The organism is Candidatus Omnitrophota bacterium (assembly GCA_016209275.1).
Lineage (GTDB): Bacteria > Omnitrophota > Gorgyraeia > Aquiviventales > Aquiviventaceae > JACQWM01.
Genome location: JACQWM010000045.1, coordinates 1 through 2,089, shown reverse-complemented (window position 1 = coordinate 2,089; position 2,089 = coordinate 1). Strand labels below are relative to the sequence as shown.

Genomic DNA, 2,089 nt, shown 5'->3' with positions numbered 1-2,089 from the left:
TGAACGACTCACCATCCGCGTGCGAAACACGACCGGCGTTGCGGCGACGATCTTTTGGTCGGTGAAGATCACGCCGCTCGGCTGATGGCTAGGATCGGCAAGGTCTACACCGATCTCGTTCGCGATCTAGAACTCAAGGGCGAGCTCGGCGAGCTCACGATCGGGCCGGAAGTCTTCGGCGTCGTGGTGCTCGATTCGCTCGAGAGTTTCGTCGCGAGTCCGCAGAAACCAAACCGTGTCGGCGACTGGTTCACCGCAGGGGAACAAATCGCGCCGGCGGCAAATGCCGTGCTTGCAGATACGGGAGCCTTGGCGGTCGGAGTCTACGATGTTGACGTTTTCATCACGCACAATGAACCAGGCAGCAACCGGTTCGTCCTCCAGTGGCGCGATGCGGCTAACGCCGCGAACCTCACCCTGCAGACGATCCGGCTCGCTGAGCAGCGTTCTTTTATCCACTTCCACCTTGTCCTGGAGATCGAGACTGCCAACGAACGCTTTCGCGTTCTGGTCCTTGCAGCTGGCGGGGCTGGCGTCCAATACCAGGCGAGCATCCTCACCCGGGCCCTGTAGACGGGGTGATTTTTGACTTCAGTGCCCAAAAGCTTTATACAAGGGGTGAGTCCATGGACGCGCGCGCGCGCGTATACGCGAAACCCCCTTGTCCACAGCTTATACACAGGCACACACCGTTGTTTAAGTGGCTGTTACGGTTGACTCCGGCTTGGCGCTTGGCCATGGAGGCTCGAGTGGAAGCGCTCGAGCTCCGTCATGCTGATCTCGTCGAGCGGTTCCGCTACTTCATGAACCGGGACGCGATGCGCCGCGCAAGGGGCGGAATCGGTCCGGACCTGATTTCGGAGGCGGCCGAGGTTCTGAATTCGCGCCAGGATGCGCCAGGATCGCGCGCCGGGGGGGGGGCCGCTACCCCACCCTCAACCCAAGAGCAGAAGCTCGCCCTATACCGCAAGATCACGCATTAGAGGTATGTCTTCAAGCTCAAGAGCCTTCTGAAACCCGTTCTGGCCGTCGCCTCGATCATTCCGAGCCCGGTCCAGCCCTTTGCGCGCGTCGCTAGCACTGCGCTCGCCGTCTCCCAAGCGATCAAGAGGCCCGCCATGCCAACCTTCACCGGCACCGCTTTTCCCGAACCTGGCTTGCCCACGGGCACCGGTTTTGATCTCGGCTCGCTCGCGGGCGGCATCCTCGATGCCGTTACCATCCGCGAACAGCGCAAGCTGCTGCAAGCTGCCGCCCCGTTGAGCATGGCGCCGATGGCAAGGCAAGCCGGCCGTATTCTTAGCGGCCCGTTCGTTGGCAGCGTCACGCAGATGGCCGGGCGTGCCGTCGGCGCGATCCGCAACGCCGCCGGGCGGATCGTCGGCTTCATCACGAGCTCAGGCCGGCGCATCTCGCCGAAGACGGCCGCATCGGTGGCGAAGAAGATCGGCATCGAGGCGGCCGCCGTCGCCCTCGGCATCACGGCTTTCGAACTCGCGGAGATGTTGTTTGATCAAGCGGCGCGGCCGCGTCGCCGGCGCGGTCTCAGCTATAGAGACATCCGCACGGCGCGTCGCGTGTGCCGCACGATCAGCACAATGCAGACTCAGCTTGCAGCGTGCGCGCGGCCGCGCTCGGTTCGCCGGCTGCCGGCGCACGGTCATCGTGTGGTCCCTGCGTAAAGGAGTCCTCTCATGCCTCTCATCATCGGTCAGACCTCCATCGCTGCGAACGCGACGAATGGGAACGTTCTCAGCGGATCTGCCTACGAGTTCATGCCCTACAACGCCCTGCTCGAAATCGGTCTGTGCTCGAACGCGGCCGGCGACCATCAGTGCACGGTCTACTCGGGCAGCGATGCGCTGCTCGAGGAATCCGGGGTCAGCCGACAGGCGCGCGTGCCCGTCTACCCGGATGACTTCTCGATCCGTGATGTCGCGCTTGGCGGTGAACGACTCACCATCCGCGTGCGAAACACGACCGGCGTTGCGGCGACGATCTTTTGGTCGGTGAAGATCACGCCGCTCGGCTGATGGCTAGGATCGGCAAGGTCTACACCGATCTCGTTCGCGATCTAGAACTCAAGGGC

General features: G+C 63.1%; 3 protein-coding genes. All 3 read left to right on the top strand.

Translation table 11 applies throughout. The features are described from left to right. Positions 1–84 precede the first annotated feature (84 nt). The 3 genes from HY737_06380 to HY737_06370 all read left to right on the top strand — a co-directional run bounded on the left by HY737_06380 (position 85) and on the right by HY737_06370 (position 2,033). A complete protein-coding gene (locus HY737_06380; GenBank protein ID MBI4598008.1) occupies positions 85–573 on the top strand; it encodes a hypothetical protein in 489 nt (162 codons plus the stop codon). 545 nt (positions 574–1,118) lie between these two features. After that, a complete protein-coding gene (locus tag HY737_06375; protein ID MBI4598007.1) occupies positions 1,119–1,682 on the top strand; it encodes a hypothetical protein in 564 nt (187 codons plus the stop codon). A 12-nt stretch (positions 1,683–1,694) separates the two neighbouring features. Beyond that, positions 1,695–2,033 carry a hypothetical protein gene (locus tag HY737_06370; protein ID MBI4598006.1) on the top strand — a complete coding sequence of 113 codons (339 nt, stop codon included), beginning with the start codon at positions 1,695–1,697 and terminating at the stop codon, positions 2,031–2,033. The last annotated feature ends 56 nt before the right edge of the window (positions 2,034–2,089 follow it).

Bases quoted from the DNA above. Each gene is read 5' to 3' on its own strand.
- HY737_06370 (MBI4598006.1), top strand. From the start codon at position 1,695: ATGCCTCTCATCATCGGTCAGACCTCCATCGCTGCGAACGCGACGAAT.
- HY737_06375 (MBI4598007.1), top strand. From the start codon at position 1,119: ATGCCAACCTTCACCGGCACCGCTTTTCCCGAACCTGGCTTGCCCACG.
- HY737_06380 (MBI4598008.1), top strand. From the start codon at position 85: ATGGCTAGGATCGGCAAGGTCTACACCGATCTCGTTCGCGATCTAGAA.